This is a genomic window from Pontibacter ruber, from assembly GCF_023630205.1.
Lineage (GTDB): Bacteria > Bacteroidota > Bacteroidia > Cytophagales > Hymenobacteraceae > Pontibacter > Pontibacter ruber.
The window spans coordinates 926,966-951,574 of record NZ_JALPRR010000001.1 but is presented as its reverse complement, the minus strand read 5'-3'; the positions used below and the strand labels follow the sequence as shown (position 1 = coordinate 951,574).

At 46.2% G+C, this 24,609-nt stretch carries 18 protein-coding genes; 7 read left to right on the top strand and 11 right to left on the bottom strand.

From position 1 onward, the window contains the following. Positions 1 to 200: 200 nt before the first annotated feature. The 6 genes from MJ611_RS04190 to MJ611_RS04165 all read right to left on the bottom strand — a co-directional run bounded on the left by MJ611_RS04190 (position 201) and on the right by MJ611_RS04165 (position 7,266). Positions 201 to 932 carry a bestrophin-like domain gene (locus MJ611_RS04190; RefSeq protein WP_250428249.1) on the bottom strand — a complete coding sequence of 244 codons (732 nt, stop codon included), beginning with the start codon at positions 930 to 932 and terminating at the stop codon, positions 201 to 203. Positions 933 to 1,388: 456 nt separating this feature from the next. Next, on the bottom strand, positions 1,389 to 2,234 hold the full coding sequence (locus tag MJ611_RS20710) for a bestrophin-like domain (protein ID WP_449580843.1): 846 nt from the start codon (positions 2,232 to 2,234) through the stop codon (positions 1,389 to 1,391). Between the two features lie 24 nt (positions 2,235 to 2,258). Beyond that, the gene (locus tag MJ611_RS04180) at positions 2,259 to 3,422 is read right to left on the bottom strand and encodes an amidohydrolase family protein (RefSeq protein ID WP_250428245.1); all 1,164 of its coding nucleotides are present in this window, start codon (positions 3,420 to 3,422) and stop codon (positions 2,259 to 2,261) included. 40 nt (positions 3,423 to 3,462) lie between these two features. Continuing rightward, the gene (locus MJ611_RS04175) at positions 3,463 to 4,866 is read right to left on the bottom strand and encodes an OprO/OprP family phosphate-selective porin (RefSeq protein ID WP_250428243.1); all 1,404 of its coding nucleotides are present in this window, start codon (positions 4,864 to 4,866) and stop codon (positions 3,463 to 3,465) included. Positions 4,867 to 4,870: 4 nt separating this feature from the next. Further along, positions 4,871 to 5,950: a glutaminase A gene (gene glsA / locus MJ611_RS04170; protein WP_250428241.1), complete on the bottom strand. Its 1,080-nt coding sequence runs from the start codon at positions 5,948 to 5,950 to the stop codon at positions 4,871 to 4,873. An 80-nt stretch (positions 5,951 to 6,030) separates the two neighbouring features. Further along, on the bottom strand, positions 6,031 to 7,266 hold the full coding sequence (locus MJ611_RS04165; RefSeq protein ID WP_250428240.1) for a DcaP family trimeric outer membrane transporter: 1,236 nt from the start codon (positions 7,264 to 7,266) through the stop codon (positions 6,031 to 6,033). A 725-nt stretch (positions 7,267 to 7,991) separates the two neighbouring features. Here MJ611_RS04165 and MJ611_RS04160 point away from each other — a divergent pair. Continuing rightward, positions 7,992 to 10,208, top strand: coding sequence for a hypothetical protein (locus tag MJ611_RS04160; protein WP_250428238.1), 2,217 nt, complete (start codon positions 7,992 to 7,994; stop codon positions 10,206 to 10,208). Positions 10,209 to 10,327: 119 nt separating this feature from the next. Here the strand turns inward: MJ611_RS04160 and MJ611_RS04155 are convergent, their stop codons facing one another. The 3 genes from MJ611_RS04155 to MJ611_RS04145 all read right to left on the bottom strand — a co-directional run bounded on the left by MJ611_RS04155 (position 10,328) and on the right by MJ611_RS04145 (position 14,457). After that, a complete protein-coding gene (locus MJ611_RS04155; protein WP_250428236.1) occupies positions 10,328 to 12,685 on the bottom strand; it encodes an arylsulfatase in 2,358 nt (785 codons plus the stop codon). A gap of 304 nt (positions 12,686 to 12,989) precedes the next feature. Further along, a complete protein-coding gene (locus MJ611_RS04150) occupies positions 12,990 to 13,724 on the bottom strand; it encodes a hypothetical protein (protein WP_250428234.1) in 735 nt (244 codons plus the stop codon). Positions 13,725 to 13,938: 214 nt separating this feature from the next. Next, positions 13,939 to 14,457: a YidH family protein gene (locus MJ611_RS04145; RefSeq protein ID WP_250428232.1), complete on the bottom strand. Its 519-nt coding sequence runs from the start codon at positions 14,455 to 14,457 to the stop codon at positions 13,939 to 13,941. A gap of 394 nt (positions 14,458 to 14,851) precedes the next feature. Between MJ611_RS04145 and MJ611_RS04140 the strand changes: the two genes are divergently transcribed. From MJ611_RS04140 to MJ611_RS04115, 6 genes are all read left to right on the top strand, one after another. Continuing rightward, positions 14,852 to 15,862 (top strand): formylglycine-generating enzyme family protein, encoded by a 1,011-nt coding sequence (locus MJ611_RS04140; RefSeq protein ID WP_250428230.1) that lies wholly within the window; start codon positions 14,852 to 14,854, stop codon positions 15,860 to 15,862. A gap of 148 nt (positions 15,863 to 16,010) precedes the next feature. Beyond that, positions 16,011 to 18,773, top strand: a complete 2,763-nt coding sequence (locus MJ611_RS04135) for an MGH1-like glycoside hydrolase domain-containing protein (protein ID WP_250428228.1) — start codon at positions 16,011 to 16,013, stop codon at positions 18,771 to 18,773. Between the two features lie 231 nt (positions 18,774 to 19,004). Beyond that, positions 19,005 to 19,799, top strand: coding sequence for a transporter (locus tag MJ611_RS04130; RefSeq protein WP_250428227.1), 795 nt, complete (start codon positions 19,005 to 19,007; stop codon positions 19,797 to 19,799). A gap of 97 nt (positions 19,800 to 19,896) precedes the next feature. After that, entirely contained in the window at positions 19,897 to 20,514 is a 618-nt protein-coding gene (locus MJ611_RS04125) for a hypothetical protein (protein WP_250428225.1), read from the top strand. A gap of 284 nt (positions 20,515 to 20,798) precedes the next feature. Next, complete coding sequence (locus MJ611_RS04120; RefSeq protein ID WP_250428223.1) at positions 20,799 to 21,215, top strand: glycine zipper domain-containing protein; 417 nt, start codon at positions 20,799 to 20,801, stop codon at positions 21,213 to 21,215. Between the two features lie 330 nt (positions 21,216 to 21,545). Beyond that, a complete protein-coding gene (locus tag MJ611_RS04115; RefSeq protein ID WP_250428221.1) occupies positions 21,546 to 21,923 on the top strand; it encodes a nuclear transport factor 2-like protein in 378 nt (125 codons plus the stop codon). Positions 21,924 to 22,065: 142 nt separating this feature from the next. On the opposite strand, the gene MJ611_RS04110 is transcribed toward MJ611_RS04115, so the two are convergent. Then, complete coding sequence (locus tag MJ611_RS04110; RefSeq protein ID WP_250428220.1) at positions 22,066 to 22,797, bottom strand: hypothetical protein; 732 nt, start codon at positions 22,795 to 22,797, stop codon at positions 22,066 to 22,068. Between the two features lie 325 nt (positions 22,798 to 23,122). Then, the gene (gene aqpZ / locus MJ611_RS04105) at positions 23,123 to 23,860 is read right to left on the bottom strand and encodes an aquaporin Z (RefSeq protein ID WP_250428218.1); all 738 of its coding nucleotides are present in this window, start codon (positions 23,858 to 23,860) and stop codon (positions 23,123 to 23,125) included. Between the last annotated feature and the right edge of the window lie 749 nt (positions 23,861 to 24,609).

Below are 24,609 nucleotides of genomic sequence, written 5' to 3'. Positions count from 1 at the left end.
GAAGTTATCTCACTCTTTATACGGTTTATTTTATATCTTTATTGGGTAAAGTATAAATCTTATCTTGTTGATTTACAATTGTTTTAACCAAGTAGAATAAGCAGCAGAACGCTTGTAGAAATTGGCGAATTTATACTTTGTAAGAGGAGGAGCGAGGGGCAATCGTCTGTGCTATCTGTAGCGGCAGAGTTGATCCTGATCTAGGGTATATCCTTTTCCATCATTTCCTTAATGCTCAGGAGAGGTTCGTAGCTGATCTGGAAGCTTTGCCATCCAATGGAATCCATAGCGGCAATAAGGGTAACAACCATGCTAAAAGAAACGGCCAGCAAAGGCATCTGTATAATATGGCTCATGCCTGTTATTCCGTTCTGATAACCATAGGAAAACATGGCCGTTGCGGTAAGCAGCAGGAGTGCAACCCAGATGGCATCCGGGATTCGGAAGGTCAGGCCAACTGTCTTTTTTGAACTATAAGTATTTAAAAGGTCATTGACGGAAGTGGTAAAAATTGACCTCATCTCGGAGTCCATTTCTTCCTTTATTAACGAAGCAGTTTGCTGCCATATCAGTAAGTTGATCTCTTCAATTTTGGCTAATGTCTTCTCTAAATCAGCTACCGACTGAGTTACCAGCAGAACATTGATATACTCACGGCAATAACTCCGGATTTCAAGCTTCTGTTTTTCCGGAATCAGACTGGTGCGCAGGTAGCAGGTACCGATGGCGTTGACATGAGCCAGCACCAGCGTCTTTCGTTCAGAATAGCGCTCTGCTGTCAGGGAGAAAGTAAAGCCCAGCATAAAAGCCAGCAAGCCAAGCGTAGCAGCTACAGCGGTACTTATAGGTGCTTCATTTTCTACGATGCCACTTTTAAGTCTGTATTGCGCAATAAGAGAACCGGCTTCGGCAGTCACTATACAAAGTACCATTATAAGCAAGAACAAAGCCCAGGAGGGTATGGAGCTAAAAAATTGCCCTATTCTGTTTTCTCCTTTTTTAGAGCTGCGGAAAAGGTTCTTTGTTCTGCCTGGGTTCATGTTCAGGGACTGTTAAAAACAAGTATAAAGTCAGCTAACAAAGCAGGACGTAACTTTCTAAGACCGATAGTTATACTTTAGATGCATATCGTTTTGCCTCGCTTGATCCTTTATATTCCCTTTACGTTTTTGCTTACTTATTAAGTAAAGTTTAACCAGATTGCAGCCTGTTTCTGACACCTCCCGCTATACTTATACTATTAGTATTTTTAATGTGCAAGCGGATTTTCCTCTCCGGAGCAGGGTCGTTAAGCTTACCTGGAAACCTGCTCCTTTGAGGGGCTATGAGTGTGTTCAGGCTGCAGGTAAAGTGTGATATAGATCCATGTGTATCAGTCATATCATGACTTAATAAAGGTCTTTATCCATCAGCTTCTTTACCTCAAGCAGTGGCAACTGCGTTACTTTAAAGCGACGTTGCACCCCGGATGAGTTAAGGTCTGCTATAAGTACGATAACCAAACTAAATGCAATGGGGAGTAAAGGTAATTCAAATATTTTGCGGTAATCTGTGATACCGGTCTGGTAACCGAAAGCAAACATACCCAGGGCTGAAAGAAGTAAGAGTGAACTCCAGATTGGATCCGGTATTCGAAACCTCAGCGCTATTATTTCTCTTTCCAGGGAAATGTTTATTATCTCTACCACAGAACCAACAAACAGCGATCGGAGCTCCGAATCCAGATTTTCCGCTGCCAGCGTTGTTGTTTGCCGCCAGATAGAAGCGTGTAACTCCTCTAATTTCTCCAACAGCGGTTCCAGTTCTGTTGAAGATGGGATAATCAGTAGTGTATCTATATACTCCTTTAAAACTCTTTTGGTCTCTGACTTTTGCTTTTCAGGAAGCATATCGGTATACAGATAGCAGGTTTTAATAGCTTTTGCCTGCTGTATGACCAGTGTAGTTCTGCTTGAGAAGCGGGTCCATGTCAGGGAGAAAGTAAAGCCCAGCATAAATGCCAGCAGCCCAAGAATAGATCCAACAGCAGTATTCAGGTACTGTTCCGGTTCCCCTCTCCCGGACAAATACCTTAAATGCCCGATCCAGGCTCCAAGGTTGTCAATAACTACACAAGCCAACACAATAATCAAAAACAAAGCCCATGCTGGTATAGAACCAAAGAATTTTCCGATTCCCTGTCCTTCATTTTCCGGCTTAGGGTTGTTATCGGTTCTTGAGCTTATACTAGCCATTTTAGCGTTATCGAGAGGTATGGGCTATTTTTTAGATCCGGTACTTGCATGCATTTTTTCCCAGTTTCTTACTTTTTGCCGGGCTTCGTTAAATATCCTTTCATAGTTTCCTTTACGCAGCTTCTGGCTCACTTCCGGACTCAGGTTTTTCCAAAGTGCATCGTACTTAGCATACACGGCATAATACATTTCCGGACTCGTAGGTGCTACCACGTCGGTGCCGAACAGGAAGCGGTCAGGATAGCGGCTTATAATGGTTACTGTATTAGTTAATGACTGCGGCGTGTATGACAGGTACTTGGCCACTTCGTCCCAGGAAATATCAAAATGCACATGCCTGAGGCCCGAGTCTTTCAATATGCCTTCCACGATCTGCAGGTAACTCTGGTTGCGCTCACCGATCGGCTCCGAAGCAGAGGGCTGTACCGGGTGCACTACCCTGCCTAAGCCTATATGTGCCCAGATAATGGTCGTTTTCGGGTGCCGTTTAAACAGCTCTTTGATCTGATCAAGGTATACTGGTTCCGTGCCTGCTTTGGCAAAGGGCATATCCATGTCATTATGGATGAGCACCACCAAACCTACTTCTCCTGCAAACTGCAGCAGGCTATCAAGCGCCGGGTTGGCAAGACTGGCTGCCTCGCCGGCAACTTTTGCCGACACAAACTCTTTGTGTATGCTGAATTCTCCAATGCCGGAAAACACACCGGGGAAGGTTTGCAGGACTCTTTTTACATGCTCCTTTGCATACATATCAGCAGGGTTAAACCCTGTAATCATGGGGTCGAACCGTTGCTTTTCTGTTTCGGAAAGCGAATTATACGCTGAGGCTATATAGGCATCGGTAAAGGAGTAATAGTATAGCGGAGCATCACTCTGCAAATAATAAGTGGGGGCAAAACTTCCCGAGTTATGGTAAGCCCACATTTGCTGCAAGGGTATGCCAAACAGCGTAGACCTACCAACCCGGTTGCCCATTATTTCTAAATACTTGTGAATATCTGTGCCTTCCTGAATGTAGTTGGTCAGATGAAAATGAGAATCATAAAAGCTATCGTCAGGTGGCTGGGTTTGTTTGTTTTTCTTCTGGGCTTCAGCAGTGCTGGCAATGAAAGCAATTAACCCTAGTATAAGTATAACTGCCTTTACGCTGATGTTAATGCGAGTACCAGGGAGAAGGTGTATCATAAGTAGCTATGCCATTTTAGAGTAATGTTTCCCTCATACTTCAAAGTAAAATATCTGTGCCTAGTGCTAATGTGAAGCCAGTCTGTCCGGGAACGTAATAACCGAACTGTGATCCGGCAGGCGATTTCTCAACCCGTAGTGCGTGCAGGTTTACGCGCCAGTATCGGGTACCTGAAGGATAGTAGTTCAACCCGCCCACAACTTCCCACGGGTCTCTATCAAATTCATCAATCACCATGGAGTACGCACCATACATGTGCAGTTTCTTTTTTAAGATGGGGTAAGAAGCCTGCACATAAAATCCGTTATCCCTGATATTGCTGATAGGCAACGGACCATTAGAATTGAAATCCCAGAGCTTTCGGAAAAAGAATTCGGTCTGCAGATGAAGGCCTTTATACTTCCAGCCGGCATCAACAGAAAAAATTTCATAGTTTGCCCGTTGCACCGTGACGCCGTCAGCTAAAGCCCCGGTTTCAAATAAATAAGATCCATCGGAAATGCGGATCTGGGTACTTGCAGGCGATGGATTTGAGATATCGTTTGACCGGTCTTCGCGGGCATGCACGAATGAGGCTCCTATGCGGGTAGCGCCTTTCTCGTGCTGTTCAAAATCGCCGAAGCCACCCCTGGGGCCAAACTCCCCGGTAGTAGGCATCCACCAGACGCTGGCACTTTTAGTAAGATGCCGGGTAAGCTGGTTGGCGGTTATACCTAGTTGGCTCATGTTATTACCCATAAAAAGCCAGTAGTGTAACCGGGGCAGTACTTCGCCATTCAACCAGATACCCGATGTGAAGCCAGGCCGCAAGGCTTCTTCGGCCATGATCCTGTCAGATGACATAAAGAATGGCCACGGCCCCTGCATGGATCGCACACCGAGGTTGGGGCCGATACCCGCGCCTAATGTAGCTGCCCGGTGAAAGCGGTACTGAAAGTTACCAAATAAGAGCGTTTGGTCTGTTGTAGGCAAGGACCACAGACTGATGACATACCTGAATTTGGGAGTATAAAAGAAGCCGGATGCCCATACAAACGTACGATGCCATTGGAAATCCTGACGGGTATCCACCGGCTTTACTCTGCCCAGGTGGTCCACATACTTTCTGTCCGAATCCTGCTGGTTTACATAACGGAACAGACCATAAATGCTCAGGTTCAGACTTCCCCATTTACTTTTGTAAATATCGAATCCCCGGCCCGGCGTAAATTCCCCGGCAGTTGTATTAGGGTATCTTTCCAACTCCAGTTTCAGTGTATCATAGGCATCCACCTTTATATCATCCTGTGCCTGGAGTTGGGTGGACGAAAAAAGTGCCAGTACGATCAGCAGTAGGACCGCACCGGCCTTCTTCAACCAACCATGAGGTGTAACTTTTTCTATTCTAAAGTTTCCCCACACCTTAGCCTGTAGCAAGGAGCTTTCATTTAGAACTGTTTTCATACATTCATCTTTTAGCTGCACCAGCAGTGTTAGGCTGTATGAGGTATGGGTTCAGGTTAAGCTTACTTACTATGTCAGCTATTGCACGCTGGGCACGGATGCTGTTTCCGGCTTCATCCAGCCTTGGCGAAAATGCAGCAATACCATACTGACCGGGTACAATGGCCATTATGCCGCCACCAACACCACTCTTAGCTGGCAAACCCACGTTATAGAACCAGATGCCGGAGTCGTCGTAAAGGCCGCAGGTGGCCATAACCGGCAGCACATGTGCCACTGTTTGAGGCGAAACCACTTTTTTCTTGGTAACCGGGTTGGTGCCGCCGTTGGCTAAGGTAGCCGCAATCATGGCCAGGTCTTTGGTATTTATGTTAATGGCACATTGCTTTGTATACAGGTCCACGGATTTTTGCGGATCAAAATACATGCGCTCAAAAGAGTTCATAAGCGAGGCCAGCGCCTGGTTGTGTTGGTTTGTGGCGGCCTCACTTTTATAAACAGGCTCGTTTACTTCCAGTTGTCGGCCGGCAAAGTCGTTGTGTGTCTGGATAATGTTCTTCCATTTTTCTTCGTACGTATTGCCCTTCAGCATACTTGTTGTTGCAATGGCTCCGGCATTTACGAGCGGGTTAAGCTCTTTGCCTTTGTTCTGCTCTACAGCCAAGGCCGAATTAAATCGCTGGCCTGTTGGGTCCACCCCGATTTTATCCTGAACTGCCTGGGCTCCTGATTCTTCGATGGCGCGCGCAAGTGTGAGTACTTTGGATATGGATTGAATGGAATAAAGCGCATCCACATCGCCCTGGCTGTACACCTGTCCGTCAGGACCAATGATTACGATTGCAAACTGATCGGATGGTACTTTGGCCAGTTCCGGGATATAATCGGCATTTTTTCCTTCTTTAAGATCTTTATACTTGTTATAAGTTTCTTTCAGTACGGACTCAATTTGCCCTTTTTGCGGGGTAGTAGTTGCTGCTCTTTTCTTTACTGTCTGTGCAAACGTACTAGTATTGGTAGAGAAGAGAAATGCAGCAGAAACAAGGAGAGTGATAATTTTTTTATTTAAAACTTGATTTTTCATGGCTTGATTATTAGAAGGTGAATTCTGAATTTACTTACCAAGTTGCTTTGTACACTTTAGTACTTTCTGACTTTGCACTTTTACTGGCCCTCGTCTGTAGCTTCACGGTAAAACTTCTGATTAAAGTTATACTTGAAGGAAAACTGTAGCCTGTAATCCGATACACTCCAGCCGTCACTGAAATTCTCACGATCTCCCCACTGGAATTCGACGCCCATCATGGCATTGGTAGTTGGATAATAAAGGAGGTTGGTTAGTGCATACTGGCCTTTTTTAAAATCTTCAGGGTTCTGGGCATCAGAGTTGTCAATGTCTACCAATGAATAGCCGATGGTACTGCTGAATTTGTCGCTCCAGTAATGGTCGTAAAAAGCGACGATACCTAATATAGGGAGTGCGACTCCTTCTATCGGTTTAACCGGATCTCCAGGACGGTTTTGAACGCCTACATCCACAGGGGCGTCGTTCATATAGTTCTGGATGCCTTCGCCGTACACCACCTGCAGTTTAAGCATGTTTTTTTCTGCGAATTTGATACCGGAACTCAGGTTTAAGCCCCATCCAATGTCGTCGCCGGTTAGGTCAAACTGCGTGTTGCCGACATCTTTCCAGGCCAGGCGTTTTATTATACCTGCCAGTTCTACATAACCCCATGATTGTCCGTACCTGTACTCAGCTGTGAAGTCCGGTAAAGTAAACTGCGGTTTTACGCCCTCCAGCTCAATCCTGTCTTCGTATACACCCTGATCGGCGCTGGCACCAGGGCGCTCCAACGCAAAAGTCAGGCGGGTGTCGCCCTGTATAGGCATGTACCGTATCTGCACATTTCTGAAAAAGACCATCCCGTTAGGCCCCCAGTATTCCACTGAGTTCGGAAAAACGTCGATGTCCATAAAAGGGCTCCAGTATTGGCCGACACCAAATTTACCTAACTCTCCATAGGCATGGCGCAGGCGTAACGTGGTTTGCCCGGCATCTACACCGGTTCCGAAAAGTTCAAACTCAAATATGGTTTTAAGCTCTCCGAGGCTAGTAGGCAGATAGCCTTTTACGCCAAAACGGGTCTGCCTGACACTGAAGTAGGTTTCGCCATCGCCACCAAACTGGTTCTTGAAGGCGGGTAATTTTGTAGGCCGCAACACGTCGAACCAATTAGGATCTACCTGTTTAAAATCGTAGCCGGCATCGGTCATTACAAAGCCATAAATTTCCAGGCTAACCGGCCTTTCTTCCATTTGTGGTTCGGCTTGCTGAGCTATGGCTACTGAAGCAAATAAATATGGTATAACAAAAGCCAGGGTAATTAATTTTTTCATAGCTAATAGGGGTTGGTTCAATCTAATCTGAAGATCTGAGGAGGACAGCTGTCACTATTCAGCTGGTTATAACACTGTTCGGAGTCGTTGGGAACAGACGTTTTAAAAGGCGATCGTTACCGCACCTGAGGCACGTGGGTTTATTGAAAACCCAGTGTTAGTGGTAGTATAAATTTATGCTTAGAGTGATTAGGGTAGAGTGTAAGGTGTTGTTTGTGAATGTGTTGCAAAATAAACTACTATTTATACGTGCATCTGCAATTAAAATACTTCAGTTAAATAAAGTATAAATTACATTCGCTTCCGTAAAAATGCCATTCACCCAATAAGACAATTGCCATAACAACTTTACATTAAAAAAGAACCCTGTTGTTATTGGTTTAATCGTAAATACTCTTGATTCCACCTATAGTGGCAAATGCAGCGATAGGTAAAGATGCTCTAGCGCTTACTTAAGTTAATACAGAGTGTATTAAGTATGGATTGCGGGTGGCACATAGAAGTATAGTTTACAGATGTGCTTGATATGTATTGTAGTTAGAAGAAAGCCTTTCAGGCTAATGTACTCAACCCATAGAAAACAGAGCCAACCAAACCAGTCTTAACCAAACCTAATCTCAGGCATTTAGCTAAGAGTTTACTACTAAAAAGGCCATTGACCTGGGCCGGTCTCCGGATAAAATCTGCAGCAAATGCTGGCTCTTTTTCAACAAATCCTTTTCGTGATGGCATACAAAATTCCAGTACTCATACTAACTGTTCTCATCAGTACTTTCTCCTGGGCAGAAACTACGTGGCCTAAAGAAATTGCCCTTAGCTCGGGTGGCAAAGTAGTTATTTACCAACCGCAACCAGACGATCTTACCGGAAATAAGATAACAGGGAGAGCTGCCGTATCCGTTAGCCCAACGGCAAAAGAAGAGCCCATCTTCGGGGCCATTTTTTATGAAGCAACCATCAGTACGGATAAAGATACCCGCATGGCAACCCTGGAAGCTTTGAAGATAACTCAGGCTAAATTTCCGGGTGTTGAAGACCAGGCAAAGATTGATAAACTCTCTAAACTGATCGAAACCGAGGCAATGAAGTGGAAACTGGAAACCACGCTGGATGAACTGGTCGCCACCATAAAAAAAGTAAATATCGCCTCGGGTACAGATTTCAATAACAAGCCACCTAAAATACTGTACCGTGATAAGCCCAGTACCCTGGTGATACTGGACGGGGAACCAATAATCCAGAAAGATAAAGAACTGGATGCCGACCGGGTTGTAAATTCCCCTTTTTTAATATTTAAGGAAGGCAATCAGTGGAATTTGTATGTAGGTGGTTTCTGGTATAAATCAGCTTCTGTAAAAAGTGGCTGGAAACAGAATACAAAGCTATCGGACAAAGTAAAATCCATAGATGCGCAGATCAAAAAGCAGGAGCAGGAGGAATTCCAGGGCAGTGAACCAGTCAAGCCGGAGGTAACTGAAATTATTGTCAGCACGGAACCGGCCGAGCTGCTGCAAACCACGGGAGAGCCGGTATATAAAAATGTTATGGGAACCAACCTCCTGTACTTAGATAATACACCCAACCTGGTTTTTAAGGCTATAGATAACCAGAAAACATATGTATTACTCGCTGGCAGGTGGTATGCATCGTCCTCTTTAAAAGGGCCATGGGAATATGTACCTTCTGATAAACTACCCCCGGACTTTGCAAAAATACCGGAAGGATCTGACAGAGATCAGGTACTGGCAAGTGTAGCAGGCACCGAGGCTGCAGAAGAAGCCAAAATAGATGCCGTTATTCCGCAAACGGCTAAGGTAGACCGCAAAACAGCCACCACCAAGGTGGAGTATGATGGTTCTCCTAAGTTCAAAAAAATTGAAGGCACCTCGTTGAAACTGGCCGAGAACTCCAGTATTACCGTGATGCAAGATGCTTCCGGGAAGTATTTCGCGGTAGATGAAGGTGTGTGGTTTACAGCGGCTAGTCCGAACGGACCATGGGCTGTTGCTACCGAACGGCCAAAAGATGTGGACAATATTCCGGCCAGCAGCGAAGCTTACAACACCAAGTATGTATACATCTATGAGACCACACCTGAATATGTAGTTGTAGGGTATACGCCGGGCTATGTGGGCAGTTATGTATATGGCCCCACCGTGGTTTATGGAACAGGGTATAATTATGCGCCCTGGTATGGTAGTGTATACTATCCGGCGCCTGTTACCTGGGGCATGGGGTACGCCTATAATCCCTACAGTGGCTGGTATGTGGGTTCAGCCTTGCTAGGCGTGGGTGTAGGTCTTGCTATTGGCGCAGCATATCATGGTTGGTTTTGTGGCGGAAGTTATCCCGGATATGGTTGGGGCCATGTTTCACATTATGGTGACGTTGATATAGATATTAACAGAGGGGACAGAACTGTAAACCGGGGGGATCGGAACGTGAATAGGGGCGACAGAACCCAAATTAATGGTGGCCGCAATAATGTTTATAAAGACAGACCGGGAGTTGCTACCAGAGAAGATGTCAGAGGTGGAGACAGGGCAAGTAACAGACCTTCTGCTGCTGACAGAGGGGCAGTAACTGATAGAAGAGCTGGTGCCGACAGACCTACTACAACTGACAGAAGAGCTGGGGCCGACAGGGGTGTAGCAGCCGACAGGGGAGGGCTCGACAGCAGGCCAGCTACAAGACCTGCTAATGCAGGTAATAACGTGTATGCCGACAGAAGCGGTAATGTACTTCAGAGAGATAACCAGGGCAACTGGAACCAGCGGAATAACAGCAGCAGAAGCTGGCAATCTGCTTCTAATTTCGATAGAGGAAGTATGAACCGCGAAAGCCAAATGCGTGACAGGAGCTCTAGCCGTAACTATAATGCCTCAAGGTCGATGGGCAGCAGAGGGTCTATGCCACGGGGAGGCGGTGGTAGAAGAAGATGATGACCGCCCAAAGGTAAACAGACTGTTGTTTTTAGAGGTCATTTTATTTTCCGCTTGCTATCGTGGAACGAATTTAGAAGCCGTTATAACAGAAATCTGCTACAACGGCTTCCTATTCATTATTGCCTTGCCATTACAACCCGCAGTTCAGCTTCTTTGTCTTCAATCAGATCACCGGAAACATCTATCGTAACGGTTAGGATTTTGCCTGTAAACCCGAAAGGCGGCTGGTAACGCTCCGTAACAGGGGACCCAGGGTCACGGCCTACAGTTAAGCCTTCTCCCATAGCAATGTTTAGGGGTAAAGTTGCCGGGTATTCAGTATCACCCACTAATTTGTCATTAATGTAAAGTTGTGCTTTGCCTGGAGCGCCTTTGCCATTCTTTACATCAGGTTTTCCAGTATTTTCAAACTCAAAGCGTAATTCACACTGTCCTTCAGGCACCTCCTCTGTAGACTCCACGAAGTATTCGGCGGCACGGGCGTAATTATGGACGTGGCATAGTTTTTTGTTTTTAATGAAAAGTGAATAACCGCCCGTGTTGCCGCCATGGCTCAATAGCACACCTTCGGCACCACCCTCCGGAATCTCTACTTTTGCGGTAATACTGTGTGGTCGGTTAAGCACATTAACAGCTACGTTAGGCGGAATCACTTGCGTATCCGGGTAATACACGTATGTTTCCCGGTTCTCGGTCAGTTGTGGGCGTTCTTCGGCAAAGCGCAATGTGCCCCGGCTGTCTATCGGCAACACGTTATACTTCCCTGCTTCGGCATACCATAAGGCGATCATTTCAATCAGTTTGCCCCGGTTGCTTTCGGCTATGTTATTCGTTTCGGTGGGGTCGTCGGCCAGGTTGTAGAGTTCCCAGTGTTTGGCATCCAATTCCCGCAGTTTTTCTTCAGTGAGGTCCAGCATGCCGAAAAATGCGCCTGCTTCCGTAAACGATGGGCCTGGGAAAGGGCAAACGGCACGCCAGCCATCGTGGTAAATGGATCTATGAGCAAACATCTCGAAGTATTGCGTCTTGTGCAGGTTTTCGGCGTCGCTATCGTCAAAACTGCTGGCTAAGCTTATACCTTCTATCGGTGATTGCGTTAAGCCGCGAACGGAATCCGGAGACGTTATACCAAGCACGTCAAGCACTGTGGGTACCATGTCGATGGCGTGGGCATATTGTGTCCTTATCTCGCCTTTTGCTTTTATACCCTTCGGATAATGGACAACAAAGGCATCAGAAACGCCCCCGCGGTAGGTTTCGCGTTTCCAGCGCCGGAAGGGTGTGTTGCCGGCAAAGGTCCATCCCCAAGGGTAGTGGTTAAAGTATTTCGGACTTCCAATTTCGTCTATTGCGGCCAGGTTCTGCTGCAGGTCATCAGGCATATTATTGAAGAATTTGTTCTCGTTAACAGAGCCGGTTGGCCCGCCTTCAGAGCTGGCGCCATTGTCGGAAATGAGCATAATCAGCGTATTGTCCAGTTCGCCTATCTGCTCCAGGAAATTGATCAGACGGCCAATGTGGTGGTCGGTATGCTCCAGGAAGCCGGCGAATACCTCCATCATGCGGGCATAGAGTTTCCGCTCATCTTCTCCAAGTGAATCCCATGCCTGCACGTCAGGGTCGCGTGGCGAAAGCACCGCATTTTCAGGAACGACGCCCAGCTCCTTTTGCCTGGCAAAAACCTTTTCCCGGTAAGCGTCCCAACCATCGTCGAACTGACCTTTGTACTTATCAGCCCACTCTTTAGGCACATGGTGCGGCGCATGCATAGCCCCAGTACAGAAATAAGTGAAAAACGGCTTCTCTGGCGCGAGTTGCTTGGAGTCGGCAATAAAGGCAATGGTTTTGTCTACCAGGTCTTCGGTTAAATGATACCCTTCCTCAGGGGTTTTAGGAGGCTCCACCTGGTGATTGTCATAAACAAGATCCGGGTAATACTGATGGGTATCTCCGCCCAGAAAGCCGTAGTAACGCTCGAACCCCCTGCCCAGCGGCCACCTCTCGTAGGGGCCGGCTGCACTGATCTGCTCTGTAGGTGTTAAGTGCCATTTACCTACGGCATAGGTATTATACCCGTGCTGCAACAGGATCTCAGACAAAAAACCGTTTTGAAAGGGTATGTTCCCATTATACCCGGGAAAGCCGGTAGAACCCTCGGTAATGCAGGCCATGGCATTGGAATGATGGTTTCTACCTGTCAAAATGCAGGAACGGGTTGGTGAGCAGAGCGCCGTGGTGTGCATGTTGGTATAGAGCAAGCCATTCTGCGCCAGGCGGTCTATATTCGGGGTATTAATGGGGGAACCGTAGCAACCCAACTGGCCGTAGCCGGTGTCGTCGAGCACAATGAACAACACATTGGGTGTTCCTTTTCTGGCCCGTAATGGCGACGGCCATGCCTGTGAAGATTCCTGTATGGTCCGGGCCATGACACCTGGAAATGTAGTGCCGGGTTTATACTCTTTTAAAGCCATAGTTTTAGAAATTTTAAGTGTATCAATAAATAAGGATTCTTATAGGGAGGGCTTGGCCAGTCTGGGGCAGGCTTTTCACATCTGAACCATAACAGGTATGGGATCGTGATCAGGGCGGCGATCAATAGGTATAGAATGACTGCTGCAGGCACCAGGTCGTGCTGCGGCAGGTTGGCGCTGGCAAGTGTCATGACTATACCCGGGTGGCGGGTAGGGTAACTTTCAGGCCATACGCCAGCACTGAGAGTTGCACACTCAAGATATAGACCAGTAGGATGATTTCTTGTGCGGCTATACTAAAGCGTTAAAAATTAAATCCGAGGCGGATAACCGGGCCGGTGGTATTTACATCATAAAGAAACCGGTCCTCACCGCTACCTTTTTCATAATCTATACTAATGATACGGTACCCAAGCGACATATGGAACAGCTCTGAAAACCTGTATCCGGCGTAAGCCTGTGCCTGCCATGCTAGGTCTGCTCCTACGCCAAAGCCTCCTATATCGGCCCGCAGCTGAAGCAGCAGATTGTCTGTAGGAGATGCGCTAAAGCGAGAAATAAGAATAGGGTCTATCCAGCCCTCTGCCCGTTCTTTGCTTCGTTCTTCAGGGCCATCTCTGGTGTTTAAGGTTAGGTCAACCCAAGCTTTTATATTGTTGTAGCGGCCACCTATACCTATATCCATGAAGGGGAGAATTCTTCTGAGTGCACTGACTTCCCAGCCAAATTGTTTTGCCGACAGCTCGCCCCTTTCTATTAAAGCACCTGTCCTGGTGTCTTTTTCCAGGTTCATGTAGAGGATATCGGAGGAGAGCGTCCAGCCATATCTGGTGGCCTCAGCGTACAGCATAGCGCCAATTTTCAGGTTACTGAAAATATCCTTCGCAGAGGCATCCACCTCCACATCCGGAAGATTGCTTATGCCTGTGGTTCCATTCATAGACGGGAACATGAGGTAAGGCTCCACCAAAAAGCTCCAGGATTTTTCAGTGCCTCCCGTCTGTTGAGACTTTGCATAAAATGGTGTACAAACCAGCATAAAGCCGACACAGTATTTGAGCCATATTTTGGTAGATTTCATCGCTTTTAAAGTAGAAGTTTAGGGGGCAGGGTATATTATTTGCAGAAATCGAACACATATTCTTGACTTTTTAGAATCGGAAGAAAGGTTTTCTGAAAGTAGAATGGGGCAGGGATTGCAGGCCAAATCGAACAGTCATAACCTTGGAGGGTAGCTTATCCAGTTAGTTGCTTTAGCCTGTTAATTGACTAATCATTGTAATTATTACTATAACACCTAACAGCAATAACAAGAGGGCTACAATTAGAGTCATGGAAAAAGGAAATTTATCGTGCTCGATAATTAAACCCATCTCGTCGAGACGTTGCCGTTCTCTCCGGACCTGCAGCATGAAAAACGAATGGTAAATTATACCTAACAACAACATGAAAATACCCAAACCTACCATTGCTAAGCCTACTTTCCTGGCTCCCATGGTAGGGTCTATCTTTATCCCTTCTATCTCTCTTAGTGAGCGAAAAAATTGGAAAATGGTGAACCCAAAACCAATCAGCGATAAGGCGGTGCGGATAACACTCATCAGCGTACGGTCAGCAGAGAGGCGTGTGCGCTGAAAGGACAGTGAGGTATTGTGTTTGGAAAGTAGCAATGAAATATCTTTAGCATTTTTGCTGTTTTCAGTGCTTTCCTTCATTTTTTGTTCTTCACTCATAAAGTCAGTCATTTTGCTAAGAACATTTAAACCAATCATATTGGAGAAGTTTGTTTTAGCTCTGCTTCACAGTCATCTTCTTATCGCCCTCTCTGAAGTAATCTGCTCTTCATTAGAATTTAAAAGCTGTTTCCGGCCTGTTGTCTAATTCCATATTGGTTATCAGCATAACAGTAGATGTTTCCATTTTTTCAGAAACGTTGGTGTCTAAGCTAATAATTAAGTATTATAAGATATGTATATAAGTAATTGACAGCCAGTATTATGTATGATCTATTTTAGTAGTATACGTATACATCTTTATAAATAATACAATTAAAAAACTGGAAATTTAAATATGGCGAAGTTGTTCTCTCCTCCGCCAGATAGATTAGGTGTTATACTTATTTAAGATATAATGTTAATTGTAGTGATATGATTAATCTTGCCTGATATGATGAAAACACCGGTAACCAGTTCTGTATTAAGAGACAGTGAAAAAGAGACCCAAAGCATTTCTGCAACGGATCCGGTGGGTATGATCTGGATTCCGGGTGGTACCTTCAGGATGGGTTCTGAGAAACATTATCCTGCAGAAGCGCCGGTTCATACTGTTAAAGTGGATGGTTTTTGGATGGATTGCAACCCGGTTACCAATTCTGAATTCCAGCGATTTGTGAATGAAACCGATTACGTTACCTATGCTGAGCGCCCGCTGAATCCGGAAAACTATCCGGGTGCGCTGCCGGAGATGTTGGTGCCAGGTTCGTTGGTTTTTCAGAAGGCCAAACAGCGCGTCGATTTAAGGAATATCGCGAACTGGTGGAATTATGTTCCCTATGCCAACTGGAGGCAGCCGCACGGCCCGGGGAGCAGTATAGCAGGAAAAGAGAATTACCCGGTGACGCAGGTAGCCTGGGAAGACGTGGAAGCCTATGCTAAATGGGCAGGAAAAGAGATCCCGACGGAAGCGGAATGGGAATTTGCTGCACGTGGTGGATTGGAAGAAAAGGAATTTGCCTGGGGTGATGAAGAAATGCCTGAAGGAAAGCTGATGGCAAATTACTGGCAAGGAGAATTTCCGTGGCAAAACTTACTGCAGGACGGTTACGAAGGTCTTTCACCTGTTGGGGCATTCCAGGCCAATGGCTGTGGCCTTTTTGATATGACTGGTAATGTTTGGGAATGGACGGCTGACTGGTATTACGACAGGCACCCTGAGGATGCTAAAAAAGCTTGCTGTATACCACAAAATCCAAGGGGTGGCTTCAAAGAAGCTAGTTATGACCACCGTCAGCCAACTATCAGAATACCGCGGAAGGTTTTGAAAGGCGGCTCATACCTGTGCGCCATTAACTACTGTTACCGCTACAGGCCGGCAGCCCGGATTCCGCAGATGATAGATACATCTTCCTGCCATCTGGGTTTTCGTTGTATCAAACGCAATCGGAATCAAGCTGTGTGAAGTGTTGAAAGTAGATTATTTCGAGAGGTTTATGATTCTCCGCCCATTTTATATAGTCAACATTATTCAGAAGAAAAGGATTGATCCGAACAGATGGTAACTGCCCTGGATTACCAATAAGAAAGAGTGAAAAGTTTAAATAAGCACTATGAATTCTGTACTAACCATCGAACAAAGCCGCCTTGAGGAAGAACGCACTGGAAAGAAAGCGTGGAAAAAGTGGGGACCATACCTTACAGAGAGGCAATGGGGAACTGTGCGCGAAGATTACAGTACCGGAGGTGATGCCTGGAATTACTTTACCCACGACCAGGCCCGCTCACGCACTTACCGTTGGGGCGAAGAAGGTTTGGGCGGAATTTCAGACGATAGGCAGCACCTATGTTTTGCCCTGGCACTCTGGAACGGGAAAGATCCCATACTAAAGGAACGACTCTTTGGCTTAACCAACAGCGAGGGCAACCACGGGGAAGATGTGAAGGAATATTATTTCTACCTCGACTCTACGCCTACCCATTCTTACATGAAATATCTCTACAAGTATCCACAAGCGGCTTTTCCCTATGCCGATCTGGTAGATACAAACCGGCGCCGCTCACGCAATGAATATGAGTATGAGCTGCTCGACACGGGTGTATTCAATGACAACCGGTATTTCGATGTATTTGTAGAGTATGCAAAGGGTGGTCCGGAAGACATACTGGTGCGCATAACGGCAGAAAACAGAGGACCGGATGAGGCTGAACTACACCTGCTCCCAACCCTGTGGTTCCGCAACGACTGGGCATCCTGGATCGTGATTCCTTCTTCCAAACCAAACCTAAGGCAGGTAGAGGGCCAGGAAGGAATCGCTACGGTTTCAGCAACTCAAGAGCGTATCGGCGACTATACTTTTGCCTGTGAAGGTAATGTATCACTGCTCTTTACCGACAACGAAACCAACCGGCAGAAACTGGGGCTGGAAGGGGAAAACGAAAGCCGTTACCTCAAAGATGGCATCAATGATTATGTAGTAAACGGGCAACAGGATGCGGTAAACCCTGAAATGAACGGCACCAAGATGGCAGCCCATTATCATCAAAAGATTGGGCCGGGCCAGGCTGCTACCATTAGGCTGCGCCTGAGTGCACAGCCTGCAGCCAATGAAAACGGGAAAGCAACCCATGCAGTTTTCGGTGAAGAGTTTGACAGAATCTTTTCGGAACGATTACAGGAAGCCGACGAATTTTACCGATCCGTAACACCTCCTTCCGTTTCTGAGGATACAGCAGCCGTGATGCGGCAGGCGTTGGCGGGCATGCTATGGAGCAAGCAATACTATTACTTTGACGGCCAGCAGTGGCTCAAAGAACACAAGGCACATCCGCTATACTTCGGTAGCCGGCCATTCCGCAACTCGGAGTGGTTTCATATGCTGAACGAGGATATCATCTCCATGCCGGATAAATGGGAGTATCCCTGGTATGCTGCCTGGGACCTGGCCTTCCATACGCTTCCGCTCTCCATTGTGGATCCGGATTTTGCCAAGCAGCAGATGAAGCTGATGCTTCGGGGTGTTTACCTGCACCCCAGCGGCCAGTTACCGGCCTATGAGTGGAACTTCAGCGATGTGAACCCGCCGGTGCATGCCTGGGCAACCTTATTCCTGCACCGCACCGAGCAGGCAATGTGCGGTGAAGTGGATATGGAGTTCCTGAAACTGGCCTTCAACAAACTGGTGCTGAATTTTACCTGGTGGGTAAACCGAAAAGATCGTTTCGGGAAGAACGTGTTTGAAGGTGGCTTCCTGGGGCTGGATAACATTGGTGTTTTTGACCGCAGTGCGCCGCTTCCTACCGGTGGCTACCTGGAGCAGGCAGACGGGACAGCCTGGATGGCCCTCTTTACCCAAAACATGGCTGAGCTTGCCGTGGAGCTGGCTGCAGAGGATATTATTTATGAAGACATGGTGCTGAAGTTTGTAGAGCACTTTTACTTTATTGCAGCAGCTATGAATCGTCCAAGTCAGGACAGCATGTGGGATGAAGAAGACGGTTTTTATTACGACCTGTTACGATTACCTGACGGCAGTGCCCAAAGGCTCAAGGTGCGCTCCATAGTAGGGCTCCTGCCACTTTGTGCCACAACCCTTACAGAGCAGTGGCAGCGTGATCGCATACCCCGGGTAATGGCGCATCTGGAGGAGCGTCTTATTCATATGCCGGAACTACTGGAGGGTATACATCCTATAGGGCCAGGTCATTATGGCGTGGATGGTCGTGGTATCATGGCCTTGGTAAACCCTGATAGGCTTCGCAGGATCCTATCAAAAATGCTGGACGAAAACGAGTTCCTGAGCCCGTACGGTATCCGCTCCCTTTCCAAGTATCACCAGGAGCACCCGTTCATCTTTAATGTGGAGGGGCAGGAGTTCAGGGTTGATTACCTGCCGGCAGAATCTAACACAGGTATGTTCGGCGGCAACTCCAACTGGCGTGGCCCGGTTTGGATGCCGGTAAACGCGCTCATCATCCGTGCACTTCTGCAGTTTTACCTCTACTACGGCGACAACTTCAAAATTGAGTGCCCTACCGGTTCCGGCAACCTGATGAATTTGTTCGAGGTGAGTAAGGAGATCGGTAACAGGCTCACCCGTATTTTTACCCGTGATAAAAATGGCCAGCGGCCGGTATATGGCGGCACAGATAAATTTCAGAACGACCCGTACTGGCGCGAATATATTCTCTTTTATGAGTACTTCCATGGCGATAACGGGGCCGGACTGGGAGCCAGCCACCAGACCGGCTGGACAGGGCTCGTGGCTAAAATCATACAACTGTTTGGCTCCATGGATGAAAAGCAGATACTGGAGGCGGGAAAGCGTGGCGCTTTCATTCATCGGGAGGAAAAAGCCAGCGAGGTAACCGGTTAAGTAAACGATCAATGGAAAATTACACTGACCATGCTGTACTTCGGTTTAGCTTTATAAGGCTACCGCCAGAAGTATGCTCAATATCATTCATGGGCCGGTTTCATGTATACTTTGCAAGTCAGAGGGGCTAAAATGAAAATCCTATTGTTGCTGATGCCATGCTGTTTTTTATATGTAAATGCCTATTGCCAGGAACTGGAAGCCAGATCATATGCCAATTTGCCTAAAAACATGAATGCAGTAGCTGTAGGTTATGCAATATCAACAGGCAGTGTTGTAGTTGATGCCGCGCTGCCTGTTGAAGACATAGAAGTAACGGCACACAGTATCGCGGCTCGGTATGTCCGTACATTTGGAGTGGCCCAAAAACTGGCACGTATAAATGTGGTAGTACCTTATGTAACTATGGAAGGGCAGGCAAAAGTTATAGGTCAGGATACCAGTACTACACGCACCGGTTTTGGGGATGCACGTGTACAGGTCGGAATAAACCTGATTGGCTCACCGGCTTTAGATAGAAAAGAATTCAATAAATACAGCCAGAAAACAATTGTCGGCATCAGCCTGATCACTTCCATGCCAACGGGGCTTTATTATAAAGATAAAAGAGTAAACCTTGGTAACAACAGGTGGGGGTTTAAGCCTGAAATTGGTGCTTCTAAAAAGTTTAAACGCATTTATGCCGACGGGTATGTTGGCATGTGGTTTTATGCAAAAAACAAAGACTACCTGGTAAGCAAAGTGAAAAAGCAGGAACCACTTTTAAGTACGCAGCTGCACCTCAGTTACTATTTCAAAAACCAGATGATGGTAGGGCTTAACGGCAACTGGTTCAGCGGCGGGAAAACATTTATCAATGATGTGGCACTTATTGGTCCGTTCGAACACATGAGAGCCGGTGCTACCTGGGCAGTGCCATTATCCGGGAAGCATTTGTTTAAACTCCAGTTTCATACCAGCGTTTACACTAATACCGGGTTGAATTTTGATAGCCTCGCTTTTGGTTATCAGTATGTTTTCTTCTGATCTGCTCTCCTTCAACTTGATGCGCCAGGCACCCTTCTCTTTCCAGTGACTTTGTTTTAATGCTAATAACAATATTATCCATTTAAACTGTACAGCTATGAGAAGTATTTACATAACAATTTTCACAATTGTATTTATGGTGGCCTGTGGACCTTCCACCCAGATAGTTAAGTCCTGGAAAGATCCTGGGGCAAGCTTTACGCAGGGGCCACAGAATAAGACCTTGGTGATTGCCATGGTGAAAGATGAAACATCGCGACGTGTGGTGGAAGACCAGATTATCAAGCGGATGGCTGGTCAGGCAGTAGCTTCTTACACGCTTCTTACCCCGGAACTTATGAAGGGAGCTGAGGAATCAACATTGCATGATATATTGACACAAGGGCAGTTTACGCACGTGTTGATGACCCGGTTAGTGGATGTGGATGAAGAAACACATTATGTACCAGGTACTACTACCGGCTATTATGGTGGCTGGGGCAGGTATTATGGTTATGGGGCAGGATTTTATACTTCGCCAGGCTACTACGAAACAGATAAAAATTACATGGTAGAAACTACCGTGTACACGGTAAACCCGGATAAGCTGGTCTGGGCAGGCACTACCAAGTCGGTTAATCCTACAAAGTTAGAAGATACCATAAACGAAATTGCGGATGCTGTTACTACCAAAATGAGAGAAGATGGCTTTATAACCGGTACTGCTCAACAGTAATTTACAAGGTTTATACTTTATAGTCTAATTAGATTATACATCACAAATTTGCCGGATCAGCTGTTTTCCGGCTTCTACTTCCTGGCAGTGGCAGGCGTTATGTACGTTTATCCAAGGCAGTATGGTCTTTTCAGATCATCGTTCTATGTGTAGTTATTGCTCGTTTTAATTTATAGGAAATGAAGACACATAATTTCATCAGTAAATGCTCTTTCTTGATCCTTCCGGTTTTCTTCCTGGCGGTTTTTGCAAGCCAATTAGCAGCGCAAAGTATATCGAGAAGCATGAATTTGTATGTATACCCGGCAAAGGGGCAAAGTAGCGACCAGCAACAGAAAGATGAAGCAGCGTGCTATGAGTGGGCAAAACAACAAACAGGCCTCGACCCGGCCAACATGCCCAAAGTACAGGGGCCTGCACCTACAGAGACAAGCTCAACCGGTGAGGCGTTAAAAGGCGGAGCTGCTGGTGCAGCGGCAGGAGCAGCCATTGGAGCAATTGTAGGTGGCGGTGCTGGTGAGGGTGCACTAATTGGTGGACTTACAGGAGTTGTAGCAGGCAGGCGTAAAGGTAAAAAGCAAGAGAAGGCAGAGCAAGAGCAGATACAGGCAGGTGTTAGTGCCCAGGAGCAGGAAAACTGGAGCCGCTATATCAGAGCCTTCTCCGGATGTATAGAAGGAAAAGGATACACCATTAAATAAAGTTGTACTGTTGGGTATATCCGGACAAGTAAACCAGGCAGTTTAATGTATACCACACCTACCTGCTCTCAGACTAACGGCGGGACAAGTATAGCCGGCAATGCCTGCACTGCGCCGAATACATTATGTAGGAGTATGGCAGCTATCCCAAATGACTTTAACTTTCAAACTAAACATCAAAGTATAGAAATCATGAAACGTCTGATCCTTTTGTTGGTAGTAAGTACAAGCTTGTTTGCCTGTACATCATCCACTGACAATGATAAAAGTGAGAATATAGAATTAGTAAAAAATTATATTAAATCTGTGGAGAACCTGGATTATGAAGCCATGAGCAACTATCTGGGGGATAATTACATCGGCATGGGACCATCTTACGGAGACTCGATCAGAAAAGAACAGGCGGTTCAGAACTGGAAAGCCAACGCCACAAATCTATATGAGAAAATCCAATATAACCGGTCCAGATTTGCAAGTGTAACGATTCCGGAAGGAGACAACAAAGGGAATTGGGTAGCCAACTGGGCAGAACTGGAAATCAGATTCAAAGACGGCAAAGGCCCTGTAACAATTTGGGCAAACACGAATTACCAGGTAGAGAATGGCAAAATTGTAAAGAGCATTACTTTTTATAATGAAGCGGATGCGCTCCGGCAGTTAGGCTACACGTTTACGCCTCCTGCAGGAGCTCAATCCGGAGCTCAATAGTATGCTGTGAAATTCGCACTGATTCAGGTATACTTCGCTTACAGCGTATACTGTTATTAGGCATCCTAGTGTTCGCCTGATAATTACATTAATAGTGGACTCTTATAGATGGCCTGAAGTATACTCATGAGCATAGATACCATTATAGCTTAACGCCGAGGACTGCCCCTATCCAGGGTTCGTTCTGGTAAAGCCATTGCTTTGCGTACTTATCCGTGAGCAGGTCGAAGCCCAACGCTATACCTGTATTGAACCTCCCCAAACCTAAAACCAAAGATCCTCCATAGTACACAACAAGGCCGTCGTAGTCGTGTGGCAGCGCGTTCTGAATAAAGGCATTCCGGACCAAAACGGTACCGGCTCCTAAAAACAGGCTTCCCCCGTAACCACTGTGGAACCGGTCGCGCTTTTGCACCCCTGGAGCCAAAGTCACTTTTTTATAGGTATACCGGTCGCTCCGAAAACCTGCGGCAAGCGCTGCATTGAAGGTAGTGTTGAGTTGATGCGGTTCATCCCCCTTCGCCGGTCGAAATTTAAAGGGCACTGTGATCACGTTCAACCCGAAGGCCTTGTTTACAAAAGCACTTTTAATGTTGGCGTCTAAATACTTAGCGGCTGGAATAAGTGTGCGCCCGTTATCCAGGAGTAGGAAAGCAGTATCGTTATAGTTGAAAACAGTTGCTTCTCTTACTTTTCCTCCTTCCTTGATTTTATACTTTCCATCCGGCAGGTAACGGGGAGATGTGGTAGCTAACGGGGGACGGCAGGAAGCCAGCGATAGCAGGATACTTATAATTACCGGTAGCCATTTTAATCCAGTCCTCGGGTACGCTATCCGGAAAGCAGTTGTTCCACTGGTGGGCTGTTGGCGCATTTTCTCTATTGATTACGTAAATCTTTTCACCTGTTTGTCGCTTTGGGCGGTCACTCTAAGGGCTGGCTTTTAAGCTATAGGATATTCAATACAACAAATGCAGCGTTTATACTTACACTATTTCGCGCTTAAAACAGCTGTAGTCTGCTTCTATTGACAGGAATAAATAGTTTGTGTGCATGATTTTCATATTTAAGTTACTTTAATGTTCTATGGCGAGATTTATCGCCATAGAACAAATTTTAAACTTGAATTGAGTGTCCAGGGTGGGAGACGGAAGAGCGTCTTGGTAAGAAGCGTATTATAACCAAAATAGGGGGCAGCGTTAATGCTGAAGTTGTGGCTCGGCCTTAACAGGCATTTTAATAGTTTCTTCCGCTTGTTCAGCCGGACAGATGTAGTTGTAGACTATGCCGGCAAGAACTGCTCCCACAATGGGGGCTACCCAAAATAGCCACAACTGTTCGATGGCCCAACCACCGGCAAAAATAGCCTGGCTGGTGCTTCGGGCGGGATTCACAGATGTATTGGTAACCGGAATGCTGACCAAATGCACCAGTGTTAAACCAAGGCCAACAGCAATACCGGCCAGCCCGGCGGGCGCTTTAGGGTAGGTAGACCCCAGGATAATAAATAAAAACATGAAAGTCAGGACCACCTCCGTTACCAGGGCCGCTACTAAGCTGTAGCCGCCGGGAGAGTGTTCTCCGTAGCCGTTTGCCGCAAAGCCACCTGTTTCAAATTCAGGCTTCCCGGTAGCGATCAGGTAGAGGATGCCGGCACCGACAATGGCACCTGTTACCTGGGCGATGATGTAGGGCAGAAGCTCTTTTTTATCGAAGCGCCCGCCAACCCACAGCCCAATCGAAACGGCCGGGTTCAGGTGGCAGCCGGAGATGTGGCCTATTGCGTAAGCCATGGTGAGCACCGATAAGCCAAAAGCCAGCGATACGCCTACAAAACCGATTCCTAATTCGGGATAGGCAGCTGCCAGCACCGCACTTCCACAACCTCCCAATACCAGCCAGGAGGTTCCAAAAAATTCTGCTATCAGCTTTTTCATAATTTTTATAAGTTAAACTTGTTCTAGAATGAGTAAGAATAGAATGAGTACGAACAGTGATTGAGGAGGAGGTTTAGAAGTTACGCTGTTTTAATAGCCTTTCTCAGATTTGCTTTCCGCCAGGTTTATACCTGCTAATTGTGTGATGGCAGCATGGACCAATAACAGAAGCCACTACCATGCATTCTTATCAGGAGCAGCAATGCTGGCACTTACCCGGTAATTTTTAACAATAGCACTGCAATTATTCCGGGTACTTTGAGGGACCTTATTTGTATAATGTTTACAAATTCATTTAAAAGTCGCCAGGGTAAAGACTAGTGTCAGCTACTTAAATGAACCTGATCAGCTGGAAATTTTGATTGCTGTAGATAGACAAAGGGTGAAGGATGCTGATCAGCATAAATAGTTGGGTCGTAGTATACTATGCAAATGTGCCAATGAAACAACCGTTAAGCCAAAAGCTAACGATTCCCTTAATGTGTAATCCCAGAAACAAAATAGACAACTTTAAAGCAACATACTTATCCTAAGTATCTGTCTATAGAATACTTAATAGTTATTAACTATCTCTGTAATAACTATGACACAATAGATGAACAAGTCTATAGATAAATAGAATTAATTCATGTATCTATAATCTTAAACGAGTATTTGCTGATTGATATAGTGAATTTTTAACCTTTTTTATTTATATGCCTTTATCTTTCAAGTAGTTAAAGTCTTATTGTGCAGTATATATAATAGAA

Coding starts and splice junctions, on each gene's coding strand:
- MJ611_RS04190 (WP_250428249.1), bottom strand. CDS start 932: ATGGTACTTTGTATAGTGACTGCCGAAGCCGGTTCTCTTATTGCGCAA.
- MJ611_RS20710 (WP_449580843.1), bottom strand. CDS start 2,234: ATGGCTAGTATAAGCTCAAGAACCGATAACAACCCTAAGCCGGAAAAT.
- MJ611_RS04180 (WP_250428245.1), bottom strand. CDS start 3,422: ATGATACACCTTCTCCCTGGTACTCGCATTAACATCAGCGTAAAGGCA.
- MJ611_RS04175 (WP_250428243.1), bottom strand. CDS start 4,866: ATGAAAACAGTTCTAAATGAAAGCTCCTTGCTACAGGCTAAGGTGTGG.
- glsA (WP_250428241.1), bottom strand. CDS start 5,950: ATGAAAAATCAAGTTTTAAATAAAAAAATTATCACTCTCCTTGTTTCT.
- MJ611_RS04165 (WP_250428240.1), bottom strand. CDS start 7,266: ATGAAAAAATTAATTACCCTGGCTTTTGTTATACCATATTTATTTGCT.
- MJ611_RS04160 (WP_250428238.1), top strand. CDS start 7,992: ATGGCATACAAAATTCCAGTACTCATACTAACTGTTCTCATCAGTACT.
- MJ611_RS04155 (WP_250428236.1), bottom strand. CDS start 12,685: ATGGCTTTAAAAGAGTATAAACCCGGCACTACATTTCCAGGTGTCATG.
- MJ611_RS04150 (WP_250428234.1), bottom strand. CDS start 13,724: ATGCTGGTTTGTACACCATTTTATGCAAAGTCTCAACAGACGGGAGGC.
- MJ611_RS04145 (WP_250428232.1), bottom strand. CDS start 14,457: ATGATTGGTTTAAATGTTCTTAGCAAAATGACTGACTTTATGAGTGAA.
- MJ611_RS04140 (WP_250428230.1), top strand. CDS start 14,852: ATGATGAAAACACCGGTAACCAGTTCTGTATTAAGAGACAGTGAAAAA.
- MJ611_RS04135 (WP_250428228.1), top strand. CDS start 16,011: ATGAATTCTGTACTAACCATCGAACAAAGCCGCCTTGAGGAAGAACGC.
- MJ611_RS04130 (WP_250428227.1), top strand. CDS start 19,005: ATGAATGCAGTAGCTGTAGGTTATGCAATATCAACAGGCAGTGTTGTA.
- MJ611_RS04125 (WP_250428225.1), top strand. CDS start 19,897: ATGAGAAGTATTTACATAACAATTTTCACAATTGTATTTATGGTGGCC.
- MJ611_RS04120 (WP_250428223.1), top strand. CDS start 20,799: ATGAATTTGTATGTATACCCGGCAAAGGGGCAAAGTAGCGACCAGCAA.
- MJ611_RS04115 (WP_250428221.1), top strand. CDS start 21,546: ATGAGCAACTATCTGGGGGATAATTACATCGGCATGGGACCATCTTAC.
- MJ611_RS04110 (WP_250428220.1), bottom strand. CDS start 22,797: ATGCGCCAACAGCCCACCAGTGGAACAACTGCTTTCCGGATAGCGTAC.
- aqpZ (WP_250428218.1), bottom strand. CDS start 23,860: ATGAAAAAGCTGATAGCAGAATTTTTTGGAACCTCCTGGCTGGTATTG.